This is a genomic window from Hymenobacter fodinae (assembly GCF_004745825.1).
Taxonomy (GTDB): Bacteria; Bacteroidota; Bacteroidia; order Cytophagales; family Hymenobacteraceae; genus Hymenobacter; species Hymenobacter fodinae.
The window spans coordinates 1,136,843-1,156,864 of sequence record NZ_SRLA01000002.1 but is presented as its reverse complement, the minus strand read 5'-3'; the positions used below and the strand labels follow the sequence as shown (position 1 = coordinate 1,156,864).

Here is a 20,022-nt window from a genome sequence, read left to right as displayed (position 1 = left end):
GGTAGCGTTCTCACGCTAGACTGTATAACTATGCAACGTCGGCCAATCCGTTCTACTTCTCTCAAAGCCGTGGGCTTTGATGCTGATACGCAAACCTTGGAAATAGAGTACCGGCACGGTGGCCTAGTGCGCTACACTGGTGTGCCAGCTGCTATCTACGAAGCCTTGCTACAGGTGCCCGGCAAAGCCATGTTTGTAGAGCAGGTGATTGAGCGCAACGGCTACGGCCGGGAGCAAGTGCGCGGATAGGCTTAGGCTACTTAGTCCACTCGTAGGCCACCGACCACTCTTGGAAAGCCTTTACCTCATCGGGGTGCTGCTCTAGCCATTGTTGCACGTGGGGCTGGTCGGGCATGGAGGAGTGGATGAGGTAGGCAAACGCGGGAACGTGGCCGGCCTTCTCCATGGCCACGAAATAGGGCACATAATATTCCCACACGAAGCCGGTGCTTCGTTTACCACTCATTTCCTGCAGGTTTTGGCACAGGCTGGCAAATTTCTCCGCGAAGCGGGCGGTGCTGGTTTTTCCTTTGTTTTTGTCGTCATAATCCAAAGCCGTCATCATCGACAGCATCATGTCAGAAGGGCCAAAGCTGTCGGGCTCTACTTTCTTTTTGCCGGCATTTTTCAGCACCCCAGCATCCAGACTGATGGTGATGTTGTTGCCATTGCCTTTAGAAACGCCTTGCTGCATGGCCTGATCGAGCAGGGCTACTTGCTTAGGAGCCCGCTGGCTTTGCGGTTCAAGGCTCAGGAAGCGCGCCACCTCCAGTATGCCCGCCACCCGGTTGCCACTCTCCAGCGTAAACGTGCCCAGGTACAGCGGAGAGCTAGGATGGCGCGGCATGAGGCGGGCGGCCTGCTGCAAATCGGTAATGGCAGCGGGCCGCTGGCCCAGGCGGTAGTGCGTGAGGCCTAGGTTGAAGTGCAGCATACCGTTGGTTGGGAAACGCTTAATTCCCTCCTCGTACACTGCGGCGGCCTCCTTGGAGCGCTTCAGATCATCGAGGCTGTTGCCGTAGGTTACGTACACGGTAGGATCGAGACCGGTGGGATTTTTTACCAGCTCGCGGCACACGTCTACCGCCTCCGTATACTTGCCTGCAGAATTATAGGAGAGGGCCATTTCCGTGCGGGCCATTACGTTGCCGGGGTCTAGCTTAAGTGCTTCCTGGTATTTCGCAATGGCCGCCTCAAACTTATCGGCGTCGTGCAGTGCAACGCCCTCCTTCACCAGTCGTTGCACGTCGACGGCTTGCGCAAGCCCCAAAAACGGTAGCGCCCACAGGCCCAGCAGCAGGCCGGCCCGGCGGTAATGCATAGAGAATTTCATTGAGTAGATATATAATCGACAGAAACAGCTGACAGAATGAGGACGTGAAGGTGGAGACTTCCTGCTACATAGACAAGCCACACTTCTGGCCCACGTGCTTTAACAGCTGGCCTGCACTAACTACCGCGGCGGGGCGCCGGGGGCTTACTGCCAGTAAACCAGCCAAAACAGCCCCGCCATGTAAGCCCACAGGCACGAAAACGTAATGTGAACCACAGACTCAAAACGTTTCCCGCGCCATAGCTCCGGAGAGTACCCCAAAAACTGCACTAGCAGGCGAACCAGCCAGAAAACAGCCAGGCCCAAACATAACTTGCGCCCTAGCGTGGTATCAACGAGCTCCGTTGCACAGCCCAAGCATAGCAGGCCCATCAGCAGCACCACAAGGCCAATAAAAAGCGTGTGGATGTACATCATCTGGCGGTTGATCATGCTGAGCGATTTCAGCTCGTGCGCCCACTTAAAATAGCGCGGAAAGCCCACGTGCAGTAGGGCCAGCAGCACCTGCACCGCCCCAATAAACTCAAGCTGCGCTTCCATCTCGCTTCAGAATAAAGGCCGACACGAACGGCGTTATTTTCTTTTCCTCGGCAAGCGTAAGACCAGCCTCCGCGAAGGCCCGCTGCCAGGTTTTACGGGAATAAAAGTGCAGGAAACCCACCGTGTACGCGGCAAAATTGGCAGCGTCCCGCAAGTGTTCAACTACTACCAGCTTTCCGGCCGGACGCAGCACTCGGTGCACTTCCCGCAGAAATGCTTCTCGCTGCCGGGGGTGGCGTACCTCGTGCGCGGCCAGCAGCAGAAATACACAATCGGCGCTGTTGTCGGCCAGGGGCAAGGCGTGCGTTTGCACGCGCTGGGTGCCCGGATACGCCGCATAAGCCGCCCGGGCGCGCCGGATAGAAACTTCCGTGTGCAGTTGCGGGTCGTAGAAATCGAGCACAACGAGCGGGCTGCTTTCAAAGCGCTGCTGCAACAGCGCGCTGGTTTCATCAAACCCAGCATGGATGTTTACCACCGTGCCCGCTGGCGCAAGCAGCCGCTCGGGCAGCCACTGTAGGCTGTATAGATTCGAAACATCGTACACGTAGAAGGAGACCAGTAGGGACACCCCCACAGTGACCCCGATGGCAGCCAGTAGTAGCAGCGCCCAGGGTCCCCACGCGGGCCACACATACCTGCTTGCTCCTACAAGCACCATGCTGCCAGCCGCCAGTGCGTAGAAGTGCCAGTTAAAGCGTAGTATGTTCCCTACTCCTTGCAGGGGCTTTCTCACCTGTGCCATAGCTCCGTCCGGCCCTTTTGCCAGTGGTAAGGAATGTCGGCCATGGTAAAGGCGCTGGCGAGCCGCAAGCCTTCGAGCCCCAGATCTTCCAACAGCCCTACCTGCGCTTTATCAACGCAGACTGGCCTAGGAACCCAATCCTCCCGCTTGCCTTCTACAATGGTTACCTGCTGACGCTCGGGCTCATAAGAAAAGGTGAAAGGGAGAGGCCCCGCGAAGCGTCGTGCCTGCTGCCAGCTAGCAAACGGCGAGCCTTCCGGCAACGAGGGCTCCGCGGCGGTGCTCACTTCAATGGTCAGCCTGGCCTTGTTGGAACTGATGCGTAGGCCACTAGCTGTTTGCCGCTGCTCAATATCAATGGTGGCGTAGTGGTAGCCGGTGAACAAATTGCCAAGCCACTCCATCTGCCACTTATCCGTTTCCGACTTCAGGATGTAAAGGCCACGCAGGCGCTTGCCTTCGGCGGTAGTAAAGCGCACAAACACCCGGTAGCCAATCAGAAAGAAGTTGCGGCCTAGGCAGGCGGGCAATCCGGCCGGGCGTAGGCCACTTGTTTGCACCATGGCCACCGCCAGAAAGCCCCAGGAGTCGGCGAAGGTATCGAGCGTGAGGCACTCCGGAATTAGGGGTTGCAGGCTGGCAATAGGGGCCGCAAAGGTCACCACGGTAATTCTGGCCAGCAGGGCCTCTACGGCAAACGGATGATTCTTGAGCCAGGCCACCCTATAGCAGTTGTTTGCGCCCCAAGGTTAACCCGAAGCCGTAGATATAGATGACCACGATGAACAGGGCAGCAAATACACTGTTCATCCGGTGCCAGAGCAGTAAGTCGGGCGCCAGAAAAAACTCCAGCACATTCATGATTGCCACCAGCCCTATCTGCACGGCGGCATTCAGTCGGATATACCGCCCACTCAACACCCAAACGGCCATACCCATTTCAGCCAGCCCAATCAACTGGGTGAGCGGAGCGGCATATGTTGGCCCCAGAATGCGAGCCACAATAGCTTCGTGCCGCGGCACTAGGTGCAGCACTTTGCAGTATAGCCCATTCACGAGCCACACGGCTGCCAGCGCGTAGGCCAGTAGTCTGGAGAGGGTGGCGGCCTTCATCTGGCCCCTACCCTAGTGGCACTTCAATCTCGCCTCGCAGGTAGGTTACGGCGTGGCCGCTCATCAGCACCCGGTCGCCGCGCAGTTCGCACCACAGGTCGCCGCCGCGGGGGGATACCTGGCGGGCATGGAAGGTGGTTTTGTTCAGGCGCTCGGCCCAGTACGGCACCAGCGTGGTGTGGGCCGAGCCGGTTACTGGGTCTTCGGGCACGCCTACACGGGGCCCGAAGAAACGCGACACGAAATCAACCCCACCGGAGCCGGGAGCCGTGACGATGACGGCGCGGTACTCCACTTTGGCTAGGTGGGCCATGTCGGGTTGAATGGCGCGTACCTCGGCCTCCGTAGAAAACAGGCACACCAAATCGGGACCGGCCAGCATTTGCAGGGGCGTGGCGCGGAGGCCGTCGAGCAGGCCATTGGGGTGGATGGCCAGGGGTTTGGGTGGCCTAGCGGGGAAGTCGAGAGTGAGGCGGCCTTCGCCGGCCTGACTTACGCGCAGGGGGCCGCTGCGGGAATGGAAGATGATTTCAGCTTCAGAGAAGCCCAGATGGTTGTAGAGCACGTGGGCCGAGGCCAAGGTGGCGTGGCCGCACAGCTCCACTTCTACGGCCGGAGTAAACCAGCGCAGCTCGTATTCATTGCCGCCTTTAGGCACGAAGAAGGCCGTCTCGGCGAGGTTATTTTCGGCGGCAATGGCCTGCATGATTTCGGCGGGCAGCCAGCTTTCCAGGGGGCACACGGCGGCGGGGTTGCCGGCAAAGGGCCGGTCGGTGAAGGCATCAACCTGATAGATAGGCAGCAGCATAGAAAGCAGTAAGGTGGGCGCAACTGGCAGTTGCAGACGGGTTGGCGAAGCTAGATATTGTGCGGTAATTATTCGTACGGTTTAATCGTAGTCGATGCTATCTGTTTTACATATTGATTACCTGTTCAGCTGCACCTCTTGGTAGCAGTGGCCTATGTGGCCCCGGAATACTAGCTAGAGGCCTTATAGCCAGCAATAATTTTAGCCGATAGACCACTAGAAATTATTTCTATACCCGCGCAACGGTGACGGGAGGAGGCTGGTCATGGGTGCAGAACGCTAGCGAACAATCCTACTATCTCTATTATTCGGGCTGCCTATGGCTGATTCTCTCGACGCACTACTGGATGGCTGCCGCCGAGGTAAACCCGCTGCCCAGCGGGCCCTCTACGACCGCCTAAGTTACCAGTTGATGGGGGTGTGTTTGCGCTACTGCCCCTCCCGCCCGGAAGCCGAAGACGCCCTGCAGCTCACCTTCGTGAAGATTTTCACCCGCCTCGATCAGTTTCGGGGTCAAGGTCCCTTTGAGGCGTGGGCGCGGCGCATTGCCGTCACTACCTCGCTTAACCTCTGGCACCAGCACCAGCTGCGCGGCACCCAGGTTGACAGCGAAGAAGCTACCGACCTGCAGCAGCCCGGTGGTACTCCCCTCGATCAGCTTTCAGCCGACGAGTTGGTGCAGCTCATCAACACATTGCCACCCGGCTACCGGGCCGTACTGAACCTCTACGCTATTGAGGGCTACACCCACGCAGAAATTGGCGAGCTGCTGGGCATTTCAGAAGGCACCAGCAAGTCGCAGCTGTCGCGGGCCCGTCGCCTGCTGGAAGAGCGGCTGCACCTCCAGGCTACTATCTCACCGTACCATGACTGAGAACGAATCGGAACAACTCTACGAAGACCTCCGGCGCAAGCTCGCCGACTACGGCAGCGCCCCACCCGACGCGGTGTGGGCGGGCATCCGGCAGCAAGTACCCGCCCGACAGCCCAGGCGCTGGAAGCGCAGTGCATTAATGCTGCTCTTGTTGTGCTTGCCAGTACTTATGCTAACCATGGGTCCGCGCCTGTGGCGTCAAGCTACTGGCCTAGGCCACTCCACAACTATCTCACCAGCCACCTCCCAGTCTCAACTAGGAGGTGCCAAGCCTAGCTCTGCTAATCAGCCTGCGGTAGAATCACCGGCCAATGCAACGGCAAACTCTGTTGTGCGAAATGAGTCGCCAAGTAGCCTAGCCGCAAGCTCCACTACTGAAGGCGGTTCCGCCCCGACTGCTAGTACTCCCATGGCAAGTGAGATGCCTAAGCCTGCGTTGAGCAGCCGGATGGGTCTCGTAGGCCACTCCCACTCCGCAGAGAATCGGTCTCGCCTGGGCCGTAATGCCGAACCTGTACTAGCTACAGCCAACCCGCGCCGAAAACGCCGCGCGGCCCTGGCCTTGTTACTTCCTACGCGCAGGTCAGCAGGAAACACTACTGCGCTTGGCCGGAAAGCTGCGCGTACCCAAGCAGAAACTACCACGGCTGAAGTACCAGATGAGCAATTAGCATATCGGCGGAGAACCAGGCGGACCGCCTACGAGCGTCGTGGCGAGGTTGCCCGTTCGGGTGCATCAGGAGCGGTGGCCACACCGCACGCCAGCCCTGATGGGGAAGGCACTGCTCAGCAGTTCAGTAACGAACCAATTTCTTTGCTGACGGTTCGTCCGGCTCTGCCAGCAGCGGAGGCGCCGGAGGTACACCGGGTGAAGCGTCCGCGCCCGCATCGGTCACGCAAAGCGCAGCTCCTGAAAAACTGGAGCGTGCAGGTGGTAGCGGGCCCCAGCCTCACCTACCGGACTCTCGGCGACAGTGCCCGGCAGCTTGAGCGCCTAGAACGTCCCAGCGTGGGCTACAGCGGGCAGGTTACGGCCTCGTATGCGCTCAACAAACAGCTCACTCTTTCAACTGGCCTAGGCTACGCCGAGTTTGCGAACCGCCTGCACTACCAGCTGCAGAAAACTACTGCCGAAGCCAGCCGCATCATCGATTTCCGTGACGTGTACCGCTTCGTGAATATTCCGCTGCTGGCGCAGTACACGCTGGGTGGCAACCAGCGCTGGCGCATTGGCACGCTGGGTGGGGCCAACCTAGGCCTGCTTACCGGCACGCGTACCACCGAAGGCAGCGCCTGCAACTGCAGCCAAACTACGGCCCCAGCCACCGGCACTTACCGCAATATCAGCCTAGTACTTACGGCGGGAGGCTTCCTAAACTACCAATTTGCGCCGGGCCAGTGGCTCACACTGCGGCCCCAGGGCCAGTACTTCCTTAACTCCCTTACTGATCCTGCTTCGGGCCGGGCAACCCGCCACCCTTGGAGCTTGGGCGTGCAGGCGGGCATCTCCTTTGATCTGGAACCCAAGAAATAACCCTTCTATCCTTACCCTTTCGTCCTATGTATTCGCTTAAACAACTAGTCCGTTACGCTGCCCTGCTGGCTTTACCCGTGCTGGGTAGCTGTGAAAAAGGCCTCGATACTATCATCTGCGAAGATGGTTCTACTACTCCCACCACCATCCCAGATTCTATACAGGCGCTAACCCGCCAGTTAGGGGCTCAGTCCCAGCTCTTCACGTACGACCCCACCCGGCAAAACCAGTTTACAGGGTTAAAAGGGACGGTTATTACAATTCCTGCCAATGCCTTCGTGCGCCAAGGCGGTGGCCCCGTTACGGGCCCCGTAGAACTGGAAGTGCGCGAGGTATTCAGCAAGGCCGACATGGTGCTGACGGGTACGCCTACCTCCTCGTTTGGGCAGCTGCTAGAATCGGCAGGTGAAGTATACCTGCAGCCGGCCAAGGATAGCTCGTTGCGTTTAGCGCCCCAGGCCAGCCTGCAGTTTCAAACGCAAAACCCGCCCAACTTAGTAAGCCCCGATTCTATGCGGCTGTTTTCGGGCAGCGGTCCGGTTTGCTTTAACTGGGCTCCGGTGTTTGACCAGGGCTCCAGCATCCGTCAGAGTGGCAACGGCTTCCGGGTCACGATCAGCAGCACAGTGTTCAACTCCAGTATTGGGTGGTTTAACTGCGACCGGTTTTATGGCGTTTCCAACCCAGTCTCGGTAACCGTTGACGTGCAGGGCTCCAATATTGACCCAGCGAATAACACCATGGTATTCGTGGTCTTTAAGGAGCTGAATGGCAGCTTACGTGCCTGTGAGTTTAAAGCGCCCAACACCTTTACCACCGGCGGCGTGCCAAGTGGCTCTGCGGTGGCCGTGGCAGTTATCCGGACGCTTAACGGCAAGCTCTACTACGGCCGCCAAGACGGAACCGTAACCGCCAATCAGCGCTTCAGCCCCACAATGCGCGAAGTTACTCCCGACGAGATTCGGGTCGACTTGAATACTCTGTAGCCGCCTTCATTTCCTCCCACGCGGGTGGGGCAGGTGACAAAAATCCGCCTGTTCCACCCGTACTGCTTTTATACAGCTTACTCTGGCCGCTCTACCCGCACGCCGCCAATAATGACTTCGTGCACCGGATTTTCGCCGAGCCAGTAGGGTACTTCTTCGTACGTGGGCACCTTGAGCAGCAAGATATCGGCGCGCTTACCGGGCTCCAGGCTGCCGCACTCCTGCTCCTGCCCAATGGCCCAGGCTGCATTAAGCGTAACGGCGGCCAGCGCCTCCATTGGAGTCAGCCCCATTTTCAGGCAGGCCATGGTGAGGGCCAGCCACAGATTTTTGCTGGGACAAGACCCCGGGTTAAAATCGGTGCTGACGGCCACGGGCAGGCCAGCGTCAATGAACTGCCGGCCCGGTGCGTACTTCTCCTGGCGCAGAAACAGGGGCACCAGGGGTAGCAACACGGCCACCGTTTGGCCCGCAGTGCGCTCGGCAATACGGGCGGCGGCTTCGGGTGAGAGGTAGTCGCAGTGGTCGATGCTGGTGGCGCCCAGCGCCGCGGCCATTTCGCAGCCCCCCAGGTCGTGCAGCTGCTCGGCGTGGATCTTGAGCTTGAAGCCCTGCTTTCTGGCGGTTTGCAAGTACACCTGGGCTTCTTCTACCGAGAAGGCGCCTTCCTCGCAAAAGATATCCACGAACTCGGCCACTCCATGCAGGGCAGGCAGCACTTCCGTTGCCAGAAAATGGAGGTAGTCAGCGCCGCGGCCTTTGTACTCCGGGGGTACTACGTGGGCACCCAGGAAGGTGCGGACCACTCGCACCTCTTGCCGGTGGCCCGCTGTGCCCGCTACCCGCACCAGGCCTAGCTCCGTTTCCCGGTCTAGGCCATAGCCGCTCTTGGCCTCCACCGTTGTAACGCCGTAGTGCCGAAACCCGGCGAGGTGGTGCAGAGCGTTGGCGAGGAGGTGTTCTTCCGAGGCGGCGCGAGTAGCACGCACCGTGCTCAGAATGCCCCCACCGCTGGCTAATATGTCTAGGTACGACTCGCCGGCGAGCTTGCGCTGGAACTCGTGGGAGCGGTTGCCGCCGAATACCAAGTGAGTGTGACATTCCACCAGCCCCGGCATCACTACGCGGCCGTGGCCCTCCACAATAGCAGTACCAGCGGTTACCTGGGTTACGTCCAGCTCCTGCATGGATCCTACGGCTACAATCTGGCCTCCTTCGCAGGCTACGTAGCCATCGTTGATGATGCGCCAAGCGCTCATAGCGGGGCCAGCCAGCGGCCGGCCGGCGGGGCCGCCTGCCAACGTCAGCAACTGCCCGCAGTGCCGCACGAGTAAAGTATAGGCCATAGCGTTTGAGAAGGGAAAGGTGGATGAACCAAGGCAAGATCAGACTATCACAGAACATGCGGTGCAGACTTACGGCCGCAAGGCACCAGCCGCTTAGCTACGAGCACCACGTACGCTCCGTGGCCCGCCCAAGCTAGCGGGAGTGGCCTAGCCCTACTCCGGCCGCTGCGCCACTATTGAGTACACCAGGGGCAGTTTATCGGGTAGCGTAGCAATCTGGAAGCGTCCGGGGGCACTTTCTACCATGTTCGCAAAGCAATTGTAGGGCGAGTAGTCGTACTCCTGAAAATCCTGCAACTGCAGGCCCTGCCGGAGCAGGCTCCCAACCACCTCGGCCAGGTTGTGGTTCCAGCTTACCGAAGTGGTAGTGATGGGGGCCGCACGGTCGGCGTAGGTGCCGGTTTCCGTTTCCTCAATGGTTTCGCGGTTGAAGTAGCTGTACTGTACCTCTGTAAAGGCGCCGTTGAACATCCATACCACCGGGTGAAACTCCACCAGCACCAGCCGGCCGCCGGGCTTGAGGTAGCGCGCCACCAGTGCCGCCCACTGGTCCAGATCGGGCAGCCAACCTAGCACGCCATAGGTGGTGTACACCACATCGAAGAGGTGAGTGTCGGATAGGTGCTCGGGCAGGCTATATACGTCGCAGCACACGAACTGGGCGGGCAGTTGCAGGTCTGTGGCTAGTTGGCGCGCGGCCCGGATGGCTTCGTCCGACAGGTCTACGCCCGTTACCTCAGCGCCGAGGCGGGCCAGCGACAGGGTATCCTGCCCGAAATGGCACTGCAGGTGCAGCACGCGCAGCCCTTGCACCTGGCCTAGCAATGCTAGCTCAATGCTATTCAGGGAAGATTGGCCTGCCCGAAACCCGGCCACATCATAAAACTCCGACTGGAGGTGGTGCTCGGTTTTTGCGTTCCAGAGGGCCCGGTTTAGGGCGAGGTAGTCGGGCGGCGTATGCATGGCGAAATATACACTTCTGCTAGGGTTTGCGGCGCAGAAGCGCGCTTACTCGTATAGTTGACTTTCCGACCAACTTGTATGCACGCCCCCGACTCTGCCCCGCTCATTCTCACGCTCGCCCTGGATGCCGACTCTCAGGCCCATTTCAACGACCTGCGGCAGCGCTACTTCCCCAAAGAGCGCAACTACCTGCAGGCCCACGTAACCTTGTTTCATCATTTACCGGCCAGTGAGCGGCCAGCTATTGAAGCTGATTTACAGGCGCTGACCAGTACCTTGCCCTTGCTGCCCTTGCGCGTAACGGGGCTGCGCTTTCTGGGTCGAGGGGTGGCCTACGACCTCGAAAATAGCATGCTTCAGCAGGTGCACAAGCAACTCCAGGCAACCTGGGCGACGTGGCTCACGCCCCAAGATCAGCAGCGCCTCAAGCCCCACATTACGGTACAAAACAAGGTAGACCCAGCCGCCGCCCGCGCCTTGCACGAGCAGCTGACGGCGCAGTTTGCTCCCTCCGAGGCAACTGGCATAGGCCTACACCTGTGGGCGTACCGTGGCGGCCCCTGGGAAAAGCTGCGGGAATTTGCGTTCAAAGGCGAAGTGGCCTAGGGCCACTTTATTCCGACTCCTGTGCCAGAAGTTGCCTAATAAAGCTCTCGTAGTCTGCTCCTAGGGACAAGTCGTAATCTGTTTTCCAGCGGCGGCGCTGGGTCAGGATGGTTTGCTGCCGCTTGGGGTCAAACCCTTCCTTTTCGTAGCTTTCTTGGTATACCCCCAGCCCGCGCTTTTGCCACAGGGGCAGGTTGTTGAAGTTGATGCCGTGCTCGAAGAGCAAGTCATGCTTGGCGCTGGTGCGTAGGCCTCTTACCTGCCCGGTTGCCTGGGCCACCGTGTGGCCTTGCTTGCGCAGGTGCCAGTAGCAGTGAGCATTCAGGGCATTGCGGCCAGCATCTTCCTGGCGCCACCGGAAATAATCTACCACATCTTGCTCGCGCGGCAGCTGCGAAATCCGGCAGTCGAACACGCCAATGGCGCCCAGCAGTACCGAGAATTGCGCCGAGGCTTCCCCGGCCAGAATGGAGGTATACTTGCGCAGCTTACGCCCGTAGGTGCCCTCAGCCGGATGAAACAGCAGGGAAATTTCGTCGCTTTGGGTGTAGCCGTATATTACTCGAAAGCCGCAGCCCATCAGGTGCACCACCGTCTGGGCCATCAGGTCGCGCATGCGCTCATCAAAGGGTGCCTCGAAGGCGTGTACTTCCTTGGTCAGGCGCGTGAATCCGCGGCCATCGAGGCGCGCTACTAAATAAAGCCCAGGCAGGGCGCAATGATCGTGTGCAGTTTCGAAGACGCGCATCCGGGCGTCGAGGTCATCAAATTTCATCCTGCCAGGGGCTGATTATGAATTGCTGGTTGGGAGCCACCCGCACAAAGTATAGCTCATCAAACCCCTCCGCCCACTGGGGGTACTCTAGGCGGTTGCGCGTGGCCCTGATGCCCACCTCGGGCACTTGCCGGGCAGGTGGGCGCTCCAGGTTACGCACCAAGGCCTCCGCCGCCACAGATTGAAAGAAGTAGCCTACCACCCGGAACCCAGCCGCCTTAGCCGGGGCAATGTACACGGCCCGCTCGGCCGCCGTGGGGTTGGTATTATCGATGACGCAGGGCATTTGCGTTTCCAGACACAGGCTTAGCATTCGACGCTCCCGGTTGCGGGTGCGTAGCAGGTCTTTGCTGATGCGCACGTGGGTATGGAAAAACTGCTGCTGGTAAAAGGTAGACTTGCCCGTGGCCTGTATCCCGCAAAACACAATGAGCTGCATACCGCGAACCGGTTACTTCTTGCGGTCTGTGATGGTGTGGGTCAAGGACTTGAACTGGCCTAGCGCCGTTTCGTAGTCTTGGCGGGCCAGGCCCTGCATGGCCACGGCGGTGTTGCCAATGATAGTTACCTGCTGGTAGAGCAGCACCCGCTGGCCTTGCATCATCCCAAACCCTTCCGTCTCATACGTAAGCAGGTCGTTTACTTTAGTAGAGGACATTTTGCGCGCCGTGAACCCCGTGAAGCCAAAGCGGCTCAGGGTACCCAGCAGCTCGTTGCTTACGTCGGCGGCGGTTAGGGAGGGGTTATAGGGCAAGGGTGTAACCGTCAGCAGGGGCTCCGTGCCGTAATCGTCTTTTTTCTGGCCGCCCAACGCGTATAGGTAGAGATTGGCGGTGGTTTTGGCGAAAGCGAAGGGCGACTTCTTTTCATCGAAGGCAAACACTGCCTTGGCGAAGGGGTCGGAGGCCAGATTTTTCTGATAGGTGGCGCTCAACAAGGCTTGCCGAATGGCCGTGCCAGTAGCAGTTTCGGCAGCGGGGTACACGCCTACCAGCTGCACGGCAAACGTGGAGTCGCCGAACATGAGCTGGGCCGACTCCTGGGTGGGCGAGTTCTGTATCCGCGCCAGCCGGGCGGGGTAGCCCTGCACCGTCATCTCCTCAAACTCCAGCACCTTCATGCCGCGGGCCTCAAACCGTGCTTTGCCAAAGGAAGCGGCATTTTTGAAGTAGTTGCTGCCCGGTAAATCAAACACCTGAATGGCGGCGCTACCCTTCCGCACCCCCGTGAGGCCAGGGGCCGGCCCAAAGCCATCTGGTGGCACCAGCACCACGTGGGTACCCGGAATGAGTCGGGGTACGGCCGCCGTAGTCTGCGCCTGAGCGGTTAAGCTGGAAAAGGAGATACATCCGGACAGCAGCGCCGGATACAGGAAACGCGTAATCTTCATGGCATTCTAAAGAAAAAAGCCCACCGCATGCCAAGAAAGGCAGCGGTGGGGCGCAAGGTAGGCAGGAAATAACGCGGGTACTATTTCCGGCGCTGCCTAGGCCAGCACAGGGTGGAGAGCCACAAAGTTGAGCAGTAGTTGCATGAGGGCCGGGCTGGCGTTGTGGGCGCGCGGCAGTGGAAACAGCGGCTTTTCCGGGTTTACATAGCCCGTAATGCGCTCGAATTCCGCGGGCTCGGCCACGCTGAAGCCCATACTCCAATCGGGAAACTGCCGGCTTGCTACCTTAATGTCGGCCAATGTCATAATCTGGTGGTGGCGCTGGTCGTGAGAAATGGCCGCAAACACCTCCCGCACTGCCTGCTCCGGCCCTTCCAGCACCTGCAGCACCCGCCCCGATGCATACAGCAGAATACCCGTAATTCGGAGCTCATGGTTGTGGGCCCGCGCCCGCCGGAGCAGCTCGGTCAGCTGATCTTCCGTAGGGGTATGGTGGTACCTACTGATGTAAATGATTTGCTGAATTACCATAGGCAGGGAGCATGGGGAGGTATATAATCAACCTCCAGTGTTTTTAAACTGTTCCAAAGCGGTGCAGCCTGCTCCCGCGTATGTTTGCATTCCAGCCCTCTCCTTCTACCCTAACTTCCTCCGTATGCGCGCGTTGCTGCTCATTGATATTCAGAACGATTTTCTGCCCGGTGGCTCCTTGGCCGTACCCGGCGGTGAGGAAATTTTGCCCCTCGTAAACTCCCTTCAACCACAGTACGAACTAGTGGTAGCCACTCAAGATTGGCACCCGGCTACGCACCAGAGTTTTGCCAGTCAGCACCCTGGCCGCCAGCCCTTCGAGCAGATTGATTTGCACGGCCTGCCTCAAACTCTCTGGCCCGACCACTGCGTGCAAACTACGCCCGGCGCCGAGTTCAGCGCTGCCCTCGATCAGCACCGCATCGAGGCCATATTTCGCAAGGGTACCAACCCCGAAATTGACAGCTACAGCGGCTTCTTTGATAATGGACACCGCAAAAGCACTGGCCTAGCCGACTACCTGCGCGGCCGCGGAGTGCGGGAGGTGCACCTCTGTGGCCTAGCCGCCGACTTCTGCGTGAATTTCTCAGCGCTGGATGCGCTACAAGAAGGATTTGAGGTAGTGTTTTTAGAGGAAGCTACCCGGGCTATTTCACCGGAAGGCTACGCGCAGGCTCGACAGGAGCTGCAGCGGCGCGGCGCTCGGTTTGCCGCCCGCTAGGCCACCGCTACCTAACCTTTGCGGGCTGTTTGGGGTACAGAAAGGCTCTTTTTGCCTTGCGCCGACGCTTTTTCCGCCGCCGTTATCATGCTAGAATTTTTCACTGACCTCCCTGAACAGCTTCGCTTTTGGCTGCAGCCTCTGGCCGTAATCACGGGCAGCCTGGTAGCTGGGCGCCTGCTCAAATACGCCATGTTCGAGTTGCTCGATGCCTATAACCGGCGCGAGCCAATCCTGCTCACCAAATCGGTGGCGCGGCATCTGAGCCATCCTAGCGCCTGGTTTTTCCCGGTGCTGGTGCTTTCCTTCATGTTACCGCTTACCTACCTTGAGGCTCGCCCCTTGGAGGTAATGCGCCGACTCGTGGAAACCGCCCTGCTCATCACTTTTGCCTGGGGATTGGTAAAAACGGTCGATGTCATCCAGGATTTAGTAGAGGATCATTACCGCCTGGGCGAGGCCGATAACTTGCGGGTGCGCAAGCTGTTTACCCAGCTCCAGTTCGTGAAGAAGCTGGTGGTTACACTTATCATTTTTGTGGCCACAGCACTTATCCTGATGAGCTTTGCTACCGTCCGGAAAATTGGCACGGGCTTGCTCACCTCAGCTGGTATTGCCAGCGTTATTGTAGGTTTTGCGGCGCAGCGCTCCATTAGCAACCTGCTGGCCGGCTTCCAGATTGCCTTTACCCAGCCGTTGCGCCTAGATGATGTACTGGTGGTAGAAGGTGAATGGGGACGCGTAGAGGAAATTACGTTTACCTATGTAGTGCTGCGCATCTGGGATGAGCGGCGCTTGGTGCTGCCTCTAAACTACTTTATTGAGAAACCTTTCCAGAACTGGACGCGCAGCACCGCCCAGCTTTTGGGCACCGTTTTTCTCTACACCGACTATACCGTACCAGTTGATATCATGCGGCAGGAGCTGCAGCGCTATGTGAGCGGGCATACCCTCTGGGACCGGCGCGTGTGCGTGCTACAGGTCACCGACTCGAAGGAGCGCACCCTAGAACTTCGGTGCCTAGTAAGCTCCAATAATTCCAGTAATGCGTTTGATCTGCGGTGCGCCGTGCGCGAGCACATGGTCACGTTTATCCAACAGCATCATCCTGAAGCACTCCCCAAAACCCGCACCTTGGTGGATGCTAAAGATCAGCCGTTCACTCTCGCCCCGGAAGATCAGGCAGGCTAAGCTGAAGCAATTGCAAAATTGCACTTTTCGCCGTATATTAGCGGATTCTGAGCAATAACCAATCGGCAAATTAGCCGTTGCTTATTGCGTACTTCTGCTCGCTGCTTCATGATTCAACTCGAATATTTTACCCCTTCTGATTTCGATCAGCTCATCAATTGGATTGATTCACCGCACCTCCTTATGAACTGGGCCGGCCCTATGTTCAACTTCCCTCTCGACCGCGACAAGCTCGCTTGGTACGTAGAGGACACCAACCAGCTAGGCCAGTCTGACGCGTTCATATTCAAGGCTGTTGACACGCACACGGGCAGCACCGTAGGCCACATTTCTTTGGGCAGCATCAGCGAAAAAAACCGCTCAGCTCGCATCAGTCGAGTCTTTATTGCTCCCGAAGCCCGAGGTAAAGGTGCCGCGCGCCGCATGATGACGGAGGTGTTGCGTTTTGGGTTCGAGAAGCTTAACCTGCACCGCATCACCCTGGGCGTCTACGACTTCAACACGGCTGCCATTTCAGCTTATACCCGGGCTGGTATGCAGCGTGAAGGTCTCCTTCGCGACGTTGTTAGGTACGACAGCGAGTTTTGGAGTCTGGTGGAAATGAGCATGCTGCAGCCTGAGTGGCAGGCCCTTCATCAAGCTGCGTAAACGAGCACTCAACAGTTTGCACTTTTTCAACACAACAGTAAGGCCTAGGTCAGGAAATATTCCCGGCCTAGGCCTATTGCTTTTCAAGCATTACTCTGTAGAGAGTGCCTACGTCCAGTACTGGATGGGGGCGTTGGGGAAGCGCTTGTGCCATTCCTCATAAAAGAACTGCCGCAGAGTGCGCATGTCCTCGGGCTGGTACACGTACTTCACGCCGCCAAACTTATTGCGCTTCACGGCGCGGGTGGCCTCATCAAAGTCTAGCGAGGTATTTGGGTACCACTGCTGCAGCACGTCGCGGGAGCCGGGCGTGAAACGGTGCGTGATGAATTCTACGGTCAGGTCGCACTCAAAATCGAGAGCCGCCGCCATTCGGTCAAACAACTCAGTATAATGCTGGCGCCAGTTCGGAATCTGCATGATAGGAGCCAGTACCACGCCCACAGGGTAGCCGCCCCCACCTTGCTCCCGCGGCAACGCCAGCTGGCGTAAAGCCTGCAAACGAGCCTCTACCGAGGCTGTGCCGCCCTCTAAGCGCCGGGCCACTGGCTCGGCATTCAGGCTGACTCTGGCCCGCGTGTGCCCATTGTGCGGCAGCGCCAACAGTGAATCTACGCGGTTATACTTGCTGACGAAGCGCAGCTGCGCACCCTCGCGCGTACCAAAGTACCGGATGCACTCAGCCAGGCTACCAGTAAGGTGCTCAATCCCGAGTACATCGGTATAACAGCTTACTTCGAAGCTAGTGCGGCGGCCAGGCTGCTCGTACGTAGCTGTGTTTTTCAGCAGCTGAGGCAGATTGGCGAATACGCGCACCACCGGCGGACCCTGCAGACTCCCGGCTAGATAGCAGTACTGGCAGTGTGCCGGGCAGCCCTCGGCTAAGTTCATTTGCCAGTCGGCGGAGGGCGGCGTGGGCTGTAGGCGCAACGCGCCGGCTGGGGCCTTCACCACAGCCATTGTATTCTTGGCATTGCGGTATGTCTCGCGCGCGTCCTCACCGCGTAGGCCAGTGATACGGTTGCTTTTCAGCACCTCAATTGGGAGGCCCTGAGCAGCTACGCGCTCATATATCTGCTGACCAAAGGGCTCATCCAGCGCATCGGGTGTAAACAGCACCCGCTTCGGCAGCCATAGCCGCGCACCGTGCGTGAGAGGCTCCGGATTGGGCTGGGGGGCAGCGGTCAGAACGGGTAAATCGAAGAGCTCTAAAGTCTGGTTTGTCATAGCTAGTTATAACACCCATGGGCCCAGTATAGCTCCCTTAAAACGATAATAAGCCAAGTATTTTCACCCAGTTTGTTACCCTTTACCACGCTGCTAAATTCCTTATAACAAGACTGGCCTAGCTCCCCTGTAACCGTGCATTTTGCGGGGTGCTAGGCCAGTCTTGGCAAGAGGATTTGCTTACTTGTTCATCAGCTTAAAGCGGGCATTTAGTTGCTCTCGCGAGGCTAGGCGAGCTTCCTCGGAGGTGCCGTAGCCTACCTCCTCTTCCCCCTGCGCCAAGCGCTCCAGCACGGAATCAGCAAAGGCATCGACGGGCACGCCAAAGGTGTGCAGGCCCGCGCCGCCCAAATCAGTATTGACGGCGGGCGGCACAATCTCCAGCACCTTAATGGGTGTAGCTGCCAGTTGATGCCGCAACGAGAGCGTGAAGGAGTGCATGGCGGCCTTGGTGGCACTGTAAATAGGCGCAAAAGCCGCTGGCGCAAACGAGAGCCCCGAGGTAACGTTGATGATGGCCGGGTTTTGCTGCTGGCGCAAATGCGGAATCAGCAGCAGCGCCAAGTGCATGGGCGCATCCACGTTAATGGCCAGCTCACTCTGGTAATCGGCCCAGTTCGTAGATGTATCGGGTGCGGCTAGTTGCCACCGGTTCTGAATGCCCGCATTGTTGATGAGCACGTTCAGGTTGGGAAACTCCTGCTGTACCCAGCGAGCCAGGTCTTCGCGCTCTTCAGGGCGGGCAACGTCGCACACACGGGTATGCAGGCCGGGAAGCTGACGCTGGGCTTCTTCCAGCGCTTCGGCTCGGCGGCCGCACACAATCACTTGGCTGCCCGCTTTCATAAAACGCTCGGTGAGGGCTAGGCCAATGCCGGTAGCGCCGCCCGTAATCAGGATGGTGTTATTGCCAAGATTCATCAGTTCAGGAACAAGTTGGAGGGCAGAAATTGTACTGTACTACCGGCCGAAACCTACTTTTGTTGCCGGCTCAAAACCTCGCCAACGTGGAGGCCTGCGCGGTTGAGCTTGAACTTCTTTGTAAAACAACAGCCACCTTTTCGGACTTTCCCCGTACTTCGTAAGTCCTATTTCTGATCTACGCATGAGTACTACTGATAGCTCCGCCACCCTTTCTGCCGATGTGGTATTGATTGGGGCCGGCATTATGAGCGCCACTCTGGGCATGATGCTCAAGGAGTTGCAACCTGATCTGACCATTGCCATTTTGGAGCGCCTGGACGTGGCCGCCGCCGAAAGCTCCGATGCCTGGAACAACGCCGGCACCGGCCACTCTGCTTTCTGCGAGCTGAATTACACTCCCGAGAAGCCCGATGGCCGCATCGATATTTCCAAAGCCATTGCCATTGCCGAGCAGTTTGAGCAATCTAAACAGTTCTGGTCGTATCTGGTGGAGAAATACCAAGTAACGGGCGTTACGCGCTTTATCAACCACATTCCGCACCTGAGTTTTGTGTGGGGCGAGAACAACGTGGAGTTTCTGCGCAAGCGCCACGCCGCGCTAACCCAGTCGCCGCTGTTCCAGGGCATGGAGTTTACCCAAGACCACGCCCTCATGGAGCAGTGGATGCCGCTGGTAATGGATGGCCGCGACCCCAGCCAGCCCGTAGCTGCTACCCGCATGAACCTGGGCACCGACGTTAACTTTGGGTCCCTTACCCGGGGTATGTTTACGCTGCTGCAGCAGAAACCAGGCGTTTCGTTCTACTTCCACCACGATGTGGACAAGATCAAGCGCAAGGAAGATGGCCGCTGGGGCGTGCGCGCCAAAGACCTGACCACGGGCAACAGCCTGAAGATCCGGGCGCCGTTTGTATTTATCGGGGCCGGTGGCGGCTCCTTACCCCTGCTGATTAAATCCGGTATTCCGGAAGGACAGGGCTTTGGTGGCTTCCCCGTGAGCGGGCAGTGGCTGAAGTGCGTGAACCCGGCCGTTATTGCCAAGCACCACGCCAAAGTGTACGGCAAGGCCTCGGTAGGCTCCCCACCCATGTCGGTACCCCACCTCGATACGCGCGTTATCAACGGCAAGCAGGAGCTGCTGTTCGGTCCGTATGCCGGCTTCAGCACCAAATTCCTGAAGCAGGGCTCCTACCTCGATTTGCCCTTGTCGGTAAAGCTGAGCAACATGCGCCCCATGATTATTGCTGGCCTCAAGAATATTCCACTCACCAAATACCTGATTAATCAGGTGCGACAGTCGCCGGAAGACCGCATTGCTGCCCTGCGCGAGTACCTGCCCGAGGCCAACCCCAAAGACTGGGAACTGGAAATTGCGGGTCAGCGGGTGCAGGTTATCAAGAAAGATGCTAAGCAAGGTGGGGTGCTGGAGTTTGGCACCGAAGTAGTAGCCGCCGCCGATGGCTCTATTGCGGCCTTGCTGGGCGCCTCGCCGGGGGCATCTACGGCCGTAAGCATTATGGTAGGCCTGGTGCAACGCTGCTTCCCGCAGCAAGCCAGCACCCCAGAATGGCAGAACAAAATGCGCGAGATGATTCCGTCCTTTGGCCAGTCGCTGAACGACAACCCCGCGCTAGTAGAAGAGCTTCGGGCCCACACCAGTGAGGTGTTAGGCCTGAATGCCACGGCCGCCGCGTAATACGGTGTAGCCGCTAGTTGTAACGCCCTGCCCGATGCTACATCAGGCAGGGCGTATTGCGTTTGGAGCGA

23 protein-coding genes are annotated in these 20,022 nt (G+C 58.5%); 9 read left to right on the top strand and 14 right to left on the bottom strand.

Annotated features, from left to right (window positions below):
* The first annotated feature begins 30 nt into the window (after positions 1-30).
* Positions 31-249 carry a KTSC domain-containing protein gene (locus EU556_RS12250; RefSeq protein ID WP_135434389.1) on the top strand — a complete coding sequence of 73 codons (219 nt, stop codon included), beginning with the start codon at positions 31-33 and terminating at the stop codon, positions 247-249.
* Between the two features lie 7 nt (positions 250-256).
* On the opposite strand, the gene EU556_RS12245 is transcribed toward EU556_RS12250, so the two are convergent.
* The 6 genes from EU556_RS12245 to EU556_RS12220 all read right to left on the bottom strand — a co-directional run bounded on the left by EU556_RS12245 (position 257) and on the right by EU556_RS12220 (position 4,539).
* Complete coding sequence (locus EU556_RS12245; RefSeq protein ID WP_135434388.1) at positions 257-1,333, bottom strand: tetratricopeptide repeat protein; 1,077 nt, start codon at positions 1,331-1,333, stop codon at positions 257-259.
* Between the two features lie 144 nt (positions 1,334-1,477).
* Positions 1,478-1,873, bottom strand: a complete 396-nt coding sequence (locus EU556_RS12240) for a hypothetical protein (RefSeq protein ID WP_135434387.1) — start codon at positions 1,871-1,873, stop codon at positions 1,478-1,480.
* Positions 1,857-2,618 carry a class I SAM-dependent methyltransferase gene (locus EU556_RS12235; RefSeq protein WP_245327592.1) on the bottom strand — a complete coding sequence of 254 codons (762 nt, stop codon included), beginning with the start codon at positions 2,616-2,618 and terminating at the stop codon, positions 1,857-1,859. The genes EU556_RS12240 and EU556_RS12235 overlap by 17 nt, the downstream gene beginning before the upstream one ends.
* Positions 2,606-3,340: a DUF2071 domain-containing protein gene (locus tag EU556_RS12230; RefSeq protein ID WP_135434386.1), complete on the bottom strand. Its 735-nt coding sequence runs from the start codon at positions 3,338-3,340 to the stop codon at positions 2,606-2,608. Before EU556_RS12230 ends, EU556_RS12235 begins: the two co-directional genes overlap by 13 nt.
* A 1-nt stretch (position 3,341) precedes the next feature.
* A complete protein-coding gene (locus tag EU556_RS12225; protein WP_135434385.1) occupies positions 3,342-3,731 on the bottom strand; it encodes a DoxX-like family protein in 390 nt (129 codons plus the stop codon).
* 7 nt (positions 3,732-3,738) lie between these two features.
* Complete coding sequence (locus tag EU556_RS12220; RefSeq protein ID WP_135434384.1) at positions 3,739-4,539, bottom strand: PhzF family phenazine biosynthesis protein; 801 nt, start codon at positions 4,537-4,539, stop codon at positions 3,739-3,741.
* A gap of 319 nt (positions 4,540-4,858) precedes the next feature.
* Here EU556_RS12220 and EU556_RS12215 point away from each other — a divergent pair, with 319 nt between their 5' ends.
* From EU556_RS12215 to EU556_RS12205, 3 genes are read left to right on the top strand one after another with little or no spacing between them, the layout of a single operon-like run.
* Entirely contained in the window at positions 4,859-5,413 is a 555-nt protein-coding gene (locus tag EU556_RS12215; protein ID WP_135434383.1) for an RNA polymerase sigma factor, read from the top strand.
* Positions 5,406-6,947, top strand: a complete 1,542-nt coding sequence (locus EU556_RS12210) for an outer membrane beta-barrel protein (protein ID WP_135434382.1) — start codon at positions 5,406-5,408, stop codon at positions 6,945-6,947. The genes EU556_RS12215 and EU556_RS12210 overlap by 8 nt, the downstream gene beginning before the upstream one ends.
* A gap of 26 nt (positions 6,948-6,973) precedes the next feature.
* Complete coding sequence (locus EU556_RS12205) at positions 6,974-7,933, top strand: hypothetical protein (RefSeq protein WP_135434381.1); 960 nt, start codon at positions 6,974-6,976, stop codon at positions 7,931-7,933.
* Between the two features lie 77 nt (positions 7,934-8,010).
* On the opposite strand, the gene hutI is transcribed toward EU556_RS12205, so the two are convergent.
* Together hutI and EU556_RS12195 are read right to left on the bottom strand one after the other, a co-directional pair.
* Positions 8,011-9,279, bottom strand: a complete 1,269-nt coding sequence (gene hutI / locus EU556_RS12200; RefSeq protein ID WP_135434380.1) for an imidazolonepropionase — start codon at positions 9,277-9,279, stop codon at positions 8,011-8,013.
* Positions 9,280-9,432: 153 nt separating this feature from the next.
* Positions 9,433-10,242 (bottom strand): class I SAM-dependent methyltransferase, encoded by an 810-nt coding sequence (locus EU556_RS12195; RefSeq protein ID WP_135434379.1) that lies wholly within the window; start codon positions 10,240-10,242, stop codon positions 9,433-9,435.
* A 78-nt stretch (positions 10,243-10,320) separates the two neighbouring features.
* On the opposite strand from EU556_RS12195, the gene EU556_RS12190 reads away from it, so the two are divergent.
* Positions 10,321-10,848: a 2'-5' RNA ligase family protein gene (locus tag EU556_RS12190; protein ID WP_135434378.1), complete on the top strand. Its 528-nt coding sequence runs from the start codon at positions 10,321-10,323 to the stop codon at positions 10,846-10,848.
* 7 nt (positions 10,849-10,855) lie between these two features.
* On the opposite strand, the gene EU556_RS12185 is transcribed toward EU556_RS12190, so the two are convergent.
* The 4 genes from EU556_RS12185 to EU556_RS12170 all read right to left on the bottom strand — a co-directional run bounded on the left by EU556_RS12185 (position 10,856) and on the right by EU556_RS12170 (position 13,544).
* Complete coding sequence (locus EU556_RS12185) at positions 10,856-11,623, bottom strand: tRNA(His) guanylyltransferase Thg1 family protein (RefSeq protein ID WP_135434377.1); 768 nt, start codon at positions 11,621-11,623, stop codon at positions 10,856-10,858.
* Entirely contained in the window at positions 11,613-12,062 is a 450-nt protein-coding gene (locus tag EU556_RS12180; RefSeq protein WP_135434376.1) for an AAA family ATPase, read from the bottom strand. The genes EU556_RS12185 and EU556_RS12180 overlap by 11 nt, the downstream gene beginning before the upstream one ends.
* 12 nt (positions 12,063-12,074) lie before the next feature.
* The gene (locus tag EU556_RS12175; RefSeq protein WP_135434375.1) at positions 12,075-13,013 is read right to left on the bottom strand and encodes a hypothetical protein; all 939 of its coding nucleotides are present in this window, start codon (positions 13,011-13,013) and stop codon (positions 12,075-12,077) included.
* 96 nt (positions 13,014-13,109) lie between these two features.
* Positions 13,110-13,544, bottom strand: a complete 435-nt coding sequence (locus EU556_RS12170; protein ID WP_135434374.1) for a BLUF domain-containing protein — start codon at positions 13,542-13,544, stop codon at positions 13,110-13,112.
* 124 nt (positions 13,545-13,668) lie between these two features.
* Between EU556_RS12170 and pncA the strand changes: the two genes are divergently transcribed.
* The 3 genes from pncA (at position 13,669) to EU556_RS12155 (ending at position 16,104) form a co-directional block, all read left to right on the top strand.
* Positions 13,669-14,265, top strand: coding sequence for a bifunctional nicotinamidase/pyrazinamidase (pncA, locus tag EU556_RS12165; protein ID WP_135434373.1), 597 nt, complete (start codon positions 13,669-13,671; stop codon positions 14,263-14,265).
* An 87-nt stretch (positions 14,266-14,352) separates the two neighbouring features.
* Positions 14,353-15,456 (top strand): mechanosensitive ion channel family protein, encoded by a 1,104-nt coding sequence (locus EU556_RS12160; protein ID WP_135434372.1) that lies wholly within the window; start codon positions 14,353-14,355, stop codon positions 15,454-15,456.
* Positions 15,457-15,564: 108 nt separating this feature from the next.
* On the top strand, positions 15,565-16,104 hold the full coding sequence (locus tag EU556_RS12155) for a GNAT family N-acetyltransferase (protein ID WP_135434371.1): 540 nt from the start codon (positions 15,565-15,567) through the stop codon (positions 16,102-16,104).
* A gap of 108 nt (positions 16,105-16,212) precedes the next feature.
* Here the strand turns inward: EU556_RS12155 and EU556_RS12150 are convergent, their stop codons facing one another.
* The gene (locus EU556_RS12150) at positions 16,213-17,331 is read right to left on the bottom strand and encodes a spore photoproduct lyase family protein (RefSeq protein ID WP_245327591.1); all 1,119 of its coding nucleotides are present in this window, start codon (positions 17,329-17,331) and stop codon (positions 16,213-16,215) included.
* 180 nt (positions 17,332-17,511) lie between these two features.
* Positions 17,512-18,252, bottom strand: coding sequence for an SDR family oxidoreductase (locus EU556_RS12145; protein ID WP_135434370.1), 741 nt, complete (start codon positions 18,250-18,252; stop codon positions 17,512-17,514).
* 184 nt (positions 18,253-18,436) lie between these two features.
* Between EU556_RS12145 and EU556_RS12140 the strand changes: the two genes are divergently transcribed.
* Positions 18,437-19,951, top strand: a complete 1,515-nt coding sequence (locus EU556_RS12140; protein WP_135434369.1) for a malate:quinone oxidoreductase — start codon at positions 18,437-18,439, stop codon at positions 19,949-19,951.
* Positions 19,952-20,022 lie beyond the last annotated feature (71 nt).